The sequence below is a fragment of the Chryseobacterium sp. UYP7 genome, assembly GCF_056279225.1.
In genome coordinates this window covers 308,707-315,882 of the sequence record NZ_JBWBQW010000005.1, presented here as the reverse complement: position 1 = coordinate 315,882, position 7,176 = coordinate 308,707, and the positions used below count along the sequence as shown (strand labels likewise).

The window sequence follows — 7,176 nt, the reverse complement described above, 5'->3', positions numbered from 1 at the left end:
GGGCTCACCTGTTCCCATTCCGAACACAGAAGTTAAGCCCTCTAGCGCCGATGGTACTGCGTAAGCGGGAGAGTAGGTCGCCGCCAGTCTTTTTATCCGCCACGGCGGACATAGAGCCTCATACATTTATTTGTATGAGGCTTTTTTGTGACCGAAAATCCAGATCAGAGACGAATAGGCGGAAAGACGAAGAGACGATAGACTGATAAATAATGGACTACTAAATAGATTGAGACTCATCCTCGCCCCAACCCTCTCCAAAGAAGAGCCAGCTAGAGCAGTTTGCTTTCTCTAAAAGTTTTCTCCCTAAATCATCATTATATGTTGCATGAATTTGGAAATTAAGTGTTTTTTCTATATCATATCGCATCAAAATTGCAGTGGAATTAGGAACTTTCTGAACTTTTAGCCTCGATGGAAGCGGCATCCTTTTTTGCTTGGACGGGTTTCATTTTTAACCGGAAAAATCTAAGCAAAAAAGATATAGTGGACAGCGGGTATAGATTTGGAAGAAGAGAAAGTTTGGTTGCTCCTGATTAAGATTATACTTATTATTTTCTTTCTGATTATCACTTTATTAATAAGACAAAAGCAGATTTTTAAACTATTACTTTGTACTAAATTTCGGTCTTATTAAAATATTTATCATCGCTAATAATCTTCACTGCAAACTTCTGTTATCGGAATTAGTTTAGAGTATCAATATATTTTTTGCTAACCGAGAAACTCTGTTAAGGAGTTTTGTTTATTTCGGCTCCTCTGTGCTATTTCTCAAAAACTAAAATATCGTTTTTTCTCAGTGTCAAAAAATATCTCAGGTATTATCTAAAGGAAAAATTTCACCAGCTGATGCACTAAAATTATTGCTTTTTTAAAAAGCCATACTTTCAAGTTTACGGCTAATCTCGGGTAAAGATAACTGTATCTTACTTTTCCCGTTTTCATGTTCTATTAGCGGACCACTTTTATGTTTTTTTGACCATCGGGATTCGTAGAACATAAAACAGTAATCGATGAGTAAATTCCTATGCAATTTACCATCTGCCTACATCACCTGTGTACTTAATAAATATCACAGGGAAGTATTTGAAGGCAAGGCCTTAATGTTTTCTCCATTAAGAACCACGGTTGCATGTATTACCGATATCTCAATAAACTTTTCTGTAGCTATAGCACTTCTCTCTTCAGTTGCTGATCGTTCTCAAAGTGGCATATTATTTCCAGAAATACCTGATTTTCTAAGTTGATCTGGAAGAAAATCGAGATATTGAGGATTGATTTGTCTAATAGTATCCAAATCCAAATGCTGCAACAATTCAATTGCTGGTTTTGTGAGGTTTGGCATTTTGTCGGGTTTGGAGGTTGAATTGTTTTTATTTCTCTGAACTTCTATTTCAGAACTGGTGCATTATTGTAAACATACTTCGTAACGAAAGGATTTCCCTGCTCTACAACACTCTGTCGATAGTGTATTAATAAAATGATAAACCAAAGATATGTGTTTTACCATTTTGATGTTCAAATTAATATTACTGGGACTAAAAAACGTGAAAATCACCCTATGTGGAAATTGTTGGATTTTTAGGATAAAAAATGGAGTCACAAATATGTAATTAGTGCCGAAGATGAAAATGGATTTTACACAAAGAGAGATATAAAAAAACCTATTATAGTTGATAAGTAAATTATAAATAATGACCAACAGATCAACTGTCGATAATATAGTATAGTTGAGAAAGTCAACGTTTAATTTATTTGGCCTTTTTCTCGCTCATTAAAATATAAAAGTAGATTTTAAAATCGACTCAGAATTCCCCAATGGATTTTTGTGTCCCCAAACTTCACCGGATTACCGAATTCGTTTCCGTTGGAGATCTGGAAACTCATCAAACCAATGGGTAAAAAGAAATTGAAGCCTAACCCTAAACTATACAATTTGGGTTGAAGTCCGAGATTTCTATTATTTAGTTGTCCGTATTGTCCAAAAATATCAAAAAATGCCTGATTGCCTACTAGATAACGATATTCCGCAGTTCCAAAATAATAAAAGTCTGCAAGAAGAGCATTTTCATTAAAACCACGAAACGAGTTCCAGCCGCCGAAACGCAGCAGTTCATTCGCTGCAAAGTCATTCTTGGAATTGAGCAAAGCAGTTTCTGCCCGTAAATTCAAATAATTATTTCCCGAAATAAGAAAATTCCTCTCCGCTGAGAGCAGGAAATTATTTTGCTGAGAAGTCACATTTTCTTTCGGGTAAATAGTCGAAAAATAATCCGCCTCCACACGAATCCGAGTTTTATAAAGAAAAAGTTCTACTTCCGAAGGTTCCATGATCTCATACCATAAACCAATCCCTTTCTTGTTGAAATCTTTACCTTGAATATAAAGCGAATCCGTGACTGTAGAAGTTTCAAATCTTCCGCGAAGTCCCAATTTTTGTCGGTTACTTAAATGAAGATAGACACTCGGCAGTAGTTTTACACTGGCAAAAGTAGAATCTTGCCTGTAAATATTTACATTAATGTTCGTTCCGATATTTGATTTGAAGAGATAGGGAATATCTGTCTGAAGATTGAAAGTCTGCCCTTTATCCGGATTTCGCTGCCAGAAAATATTTACGGTTTCAAAACTGTTGAACATATTTCGAAAGTTGACATTCAAGCTGCCATTAAAAGTAAATTTATCGGTTTTATCATTTCCGAAACCAATCACGCCATCGAAACTGTTCGATTTTTTCTTTTGCAGAAAAAGAAAGACTTGGGTCGAATCTTTTGTGAACAGCGTTTGCGGTGGCTTCTCTAAAATAACGAAGGGATGATTTTGCAACGATTGATTAATCGCCACCAGATTTTTATCATCGTAAATTTCTCCCTGAAAATCTTTTTTTAAGTTTTTGATGAACCTTGAGGGAACTTTTTCGTAGCCTTTAATAACAAAAGCATCAATTTTTCTTTGATCGCCCTCAACAACTGAAATTTCAACCTGTGGAATTTTATTTTTCATTCCTGTAAATTTCGATTTGACTCGATTAAACGCAAATCCTTTATCCCGGTATTTTTCGCTGATTTCTTTTTTGAGAGAGTCTAAGTTTTTAGTGTAAAAATCAGATTTTAATTTAGCTAAAGTGCCCGTTGCTGCGGGAATAATTACTTGCGCCTCATTAAAATTCTTACCCTTGTCGAAGTAGATTTCTGTAATTTTTCCCTCTTTTTTTACACTTTTAACTTTTGTTAAGTAGTATTTATTTTGAGAAAGTGAATCCAGAAATTTAACTGCAGAAATAGAGTCTTTGACCACTACTTTTTTATTGTTCTGCGTATCGATCAAATGATATACCTTTTCCTGAGCTTTAAAAAAAACACAGAGGAAAAGCAGAAATATGGAGTAAAATATTTTCAATAAAATTGTTTCATAATTGGAACTCAATTTACGGAAGTTTATTATACGGCAAAATTTATTTTTTAATGTTAAAGCGTTTCTATCGGACGTTAATCATTCATAAAAAATTCACTAAAGTTTCTAAAGTTGAAGGACTAAAGATTAATTTTTTATCTTTATCCAGATATAATAACTCAGGCAATTTCTTTAATTTTCTTGAGGTAAAGATTTAGAGAATTATGAAAAAAATAGGCTTGTTTTTTGGGAGTTTTAATCCAATCCATATCGGACATTTAATTTTAGCAAATTATATTCTGGAAAATTCAGATATGGAGGAACTTTGGTTTGTCGTCAGCCCTCAAAATCCCTTCAAAGACAAGAGATCTTTGTTGAAAGATCACAACCGTTTAGATATGGTTCAACTCGCTGTGACAAATTATCCGAAAATGCGTGCGTCAAACGTAGAGTTTTCTTTACCAAAACCGAGTTATACGATTGATACCTTAACATATCTTCACGAGAAACATCCGGATTATTCTTTTGCATTGATCATGGGCGAAGACAATCTGAACAGTCTTTCTAAATGGAAAAACTCAGAAACTTTAATTAAAAATCACCAGATTATTGTGTACCCAAGAAGTTTTGAAGGAGAAAAGAAGGATCATGAATATCTTCAGCACGAAAATATTTCTATCATTAATGCACCTGTGGTAGAAATTTCTGCCACTGAAATTCGAAAAATGATCAAAGAGGAAAAAAATGTAAGACCGATGTTACCACCGGAAGTTTTTGACTATTTAGATGGAAGCAGTTTTTACAAGTAACAAAACCCAATCCCACATTATAATACCTTAAATTTGCGATCGTTTCTTTTAGTAATTGCTAAATATCATCCATGAATTTTATCGAAAATTTCTTTTCAAAATATCCCGATGCTAAATTGAGCCATTGGTTTAAACAAGCATGCGTTGCAGAAATGATCTCCTGGTGCTTTCTTTTTAGTGCGATGATCTGGATTCGTTATGATCGGGAAGGGCTTTTGCCCACGATCTACATTATTATTATCGGGAATATTCACGGCTTGTTTTTTTGTCTTTACCTTCTCTTACTACTTCCGGCTCGCCGAATTTTCCGATGGGATGATGAAGATACCGTGTTTGCGGTAATTGCCGCCTTTTTTCCCTTCGCTACTATTTGGATAGATAAAAAACTCGCACGATCTGATCGGGACGAATAATTCAATGCAATAAATCATGATCTTTAATACTTAAGAGTGGAAATTTCCACTCTTTTTCCGTTTTTGATGTAATACTTCTGCTTTTTTAATTGTCTATAACTTGAAGGACCAAATTTTAATAAATTTTTCTCATTGATTTACAGTTAGTTAAATTATATTAAAGATTTATTTTACTACTTTGTATTGCATAATACTAAACAAATGACATATCTTTGTAATGTAATACTACTAAAGAAAACTAATAACCCAAGAAAAGAAGGAAGAAAAAACTAATCATCAGCCTACTAACCAAGGTAAAAACTAATAATCAGCCTTCCTTCTTTTTCTTTTTTAAAAACTAAACCATGAAAAAACTAATTGTCACTATCTCCCTATTATCAGGATTTGTCGCGTTTGCACAAGGTAATCAGGAAACAGATTCTACTAAAATTCAAAAAATCGAAGAAGTTGTAATGACGAAAAAAGTTTTTAAAAAATTAAGCGACCGTTTCGTTTATGATGTTGCCGCGTCTCCGGTTGCAAAAGGGAATACCGCTTTCGGACTTTTAAAAGAAACTCCGTTGGTTTCTTCTACCGATGATAAGACTTTGAAAATTGCCGGAAAATCAAACGCTGTTATTTATATCAACGGACGAGTAACTCAAATGGATGCGGATGGTTTGGTAGAATTTCTGAAAAATATGCCAGCAGAAAATATTCAGAAAATAGAAGTGATCACGATGCCGGGAAGTGAATTTAAAGTAGAATCAACCGACGGAATCATCAATATTATTCTGAAAAAGAAAACAACAGATGGTTTAAACGGAAATATGAGATTTTATAACGAGCAAAATTATTATAATGCTACAGGAGCTGGCGTAAGTTTAAACTATAGAAAAGACAAGTTGGGAATCAGCGGAAATGTGAACACAAACGAAAACGTTGAGTACAAATATTATATTTTAAATAACGGAAATAAAGACGCGGCTAACCGGTCTGTTGGAAGTATTTCTGATCCTAATAAAAATTTAGGAGGCTATCTTAACATCGATTATGCATTGAACGATAAAAGTAGTTTAGGCTTAACCTACAATTCCCGCGCAAATAGAAGTTATGATTCTACGATCGATTTATATAATACGACGACTAATTTAGAAACAAATCAAACCAGTTATTCTTTAACAAAGAGTAAAGAAGATGCACATTCGTACAATAATTCCATCAATTTAAATTATGAATTAAAAACAGATTCTTTAGGAAGTAAATTAAATTTGAATGCAGCCGGATTGCTTTACAGAAGATTTCAAACCTCGACTAATTTCACTTATGCTTCGGATGTTGATCAAAACCAAAATTCAAAACTGTTGCGAATTATGCAGAATCAGCCGCAAATCATCAATAATTTTTCTGCCACTGCAGATTACATTAAGAAATTTAAAAATGATCTAACCATCGCGGTCGGTGGAAACTTCAATAAAACGAACACCGATAATGATACGCAATACGATCTGTATGATTTCCGTACTTCGACGCCAGATTCCATGCCTAATCATTTTGTTTACGACGAAAATATTTACGGAGCATATTTAACAGTTGAAAAAGTGTTTTCTCCAAAATTTTCCGGTAAAATTGGTGCTCGGTATGAACTGACCCAAAGTGAAGGAAATTCTGATAATACCGCAGACGAAAGATTGCGAAGCATCAAAAGAAATTATAATGAATTGTTGCCTTATCTGAGTTTGAATTATGCCATCAATGATAAAAATAATATTTCCTACGCGTTCTCCAGCCGAATCAAAAGACCAAGTTTCTGGGAACTGAATCCTACGAAAACTTTATTAACGGAATTCAATTATACCCAAAATAATCCGTTCGTAAAAGCTTCTTCCGTGTACAAACAGGAATTAACATATATGTATAAAAACTCTTACTTTTTAATTCTGAATCATGCATTTGTTAAAGATAATATCACCGAAGTTCCTTTGCAGGGTGTAATTAACGGAGTTAATCAGGTACGATATATTAGAACTAATTTTGGTAATAATCAGGAATACAGCGCAATGCTGGGAATGCAAAAAAGTTTTTTCAAAGGATATTTGACCTCTAATTTCAATGCAGGAGTTCAACACAATGTCAATAACGGAAGCCTAAGTCAGGATCCATTAACCGGAGATATTTTTCCACTTTACGAAAACAATAGAAAATCTACAAGTTTTACGATCCAGACAAGCAATAACATTCAGTTAGACAAGAAAAAAACTTGGTTTGTAGGCGTGAACTATTTTTATGTTGATAAACAATTGATAGAATTAGGAGTACTTGATAGAATGATGAGTTTAGATTTCACGGTGAAAAAATTATGGAACAACTGGACTTTCGCTCTTGATCTTGATGATGTTTTGAACACGCAATTGATCTCCATAACCGATTATCAGAAAAACGGGAACTACAATAATATTTCTCAGGACCGATTTACGAGAGGTGTAAAATTAACTTTGGTTTACAGCTTCGGAAATCAAAAAGTGAAAAAAGTGAGAGATATTGACAGTGCCGACAAAGACATTAAAAACAGAACCAGATAA

At 33.9% G+C, this 7,176-nt stretch carries 6 protein-coding genes and 1 rRNA gene; 4 read left to right on the top strand and 3 right to left on the bottom strand.

Annotation, left to right across the window (positions count from 1 at the left end):
* A 5S ribosomal RNA gene (gene rrf / locus ACZ9HT_RS12450) occupies nt 1-89 on the top strand; the annotation flags it as partial.
* Between the two features lie 131 nt (nt 90-220).
* Here rrf and ACZ9HT_RS12445 read toward each other — a convergent pair.
* The 3 genes from ACZ9HT_RS12445 to ACZ9HT_RS12435 form a co-directional block, all read right to left on the bottom strand.
* Entirely contained in the window at nt 221-427 is a 207-nt protein-coding gene (locus tag ACZ9HT_RS12445; RefSeq protein ID WP_476040800.1) for a hypothetical protein, read from the bottom strand.
* Between the two features lie 774 nt (nt 428-1,201).
* Nucleotides 1,202-1,345: a hypothetical protein gene (locus ACZ9HT_RS12440; protein ID WP_476040799.1), complete on the bottom strand. Its 144-nt coding sequence runs from the start codon at nt 1,343-1,345 to the stop codon at nt 1,202-1,204.
* A 449-nt stretch (nt 1,346-1,794) separates the two neighbouring features.
* The gene (locus ACZ9HT_RS12435) at nt 1,795-3,399 is read right to left on the bottom strand and encodes a BamA/TamA family outer membrane protein (protein ID WP_476040798.1); all 1,605 of its coding nucleotides are present in this window, start codon (nt 3,397-3,399) and stop codon (nt 1,795-1,797) included.
* A 218-nt stretch (nt 3,400-3,617) separates the two neighbouring features.
* Here ACZ9HT_RS12435 and nadD point away from each other — a divergent pair, with 218 nt between their 5' ends.
* From nadD to ACZ9HT_RS12420, 3 genes are all read left to right on the top strand, one after another.
* The gene (gene nadD, locus ACZ9HT_RS12430) at nt 3,618-4,202 is read left to right on the top strand and encodes a nicotinate (nicotinamide) nucleotide adenylyltransferase (RefSeq protein WP_476040797.1); all 585 of its coding nucleotides are present in this window, start codon (nt 3,618-3,620) and stop codon (nt 4,200-4,202) included.
* A 71-nt stretch (nt 4,203-4,273) separates the two neighbouring features.
* Complete coding sequence (locus ACZ9HT_RS12425) at nt 4,274-4,615, top strand: DUF3817 domain-containing protein (protein WP_476040796.1); 342 nt, start codon at nt 4,274-4,276, stop codon at nt 4,613-4,615.
* A 344-nt stretch (nt 4,616-4,959) separates the two neighbouring features.
* Complete coding sequence (locus ACZ9HT_RS12420; protein WP_476040795.1) at nt 4,960-7,176, top strand: TonB-dependent receptor domain-containing protein; 2,217 nt, start codon at nt 4,960-4,962, stop codon at nt 7,174-7,176.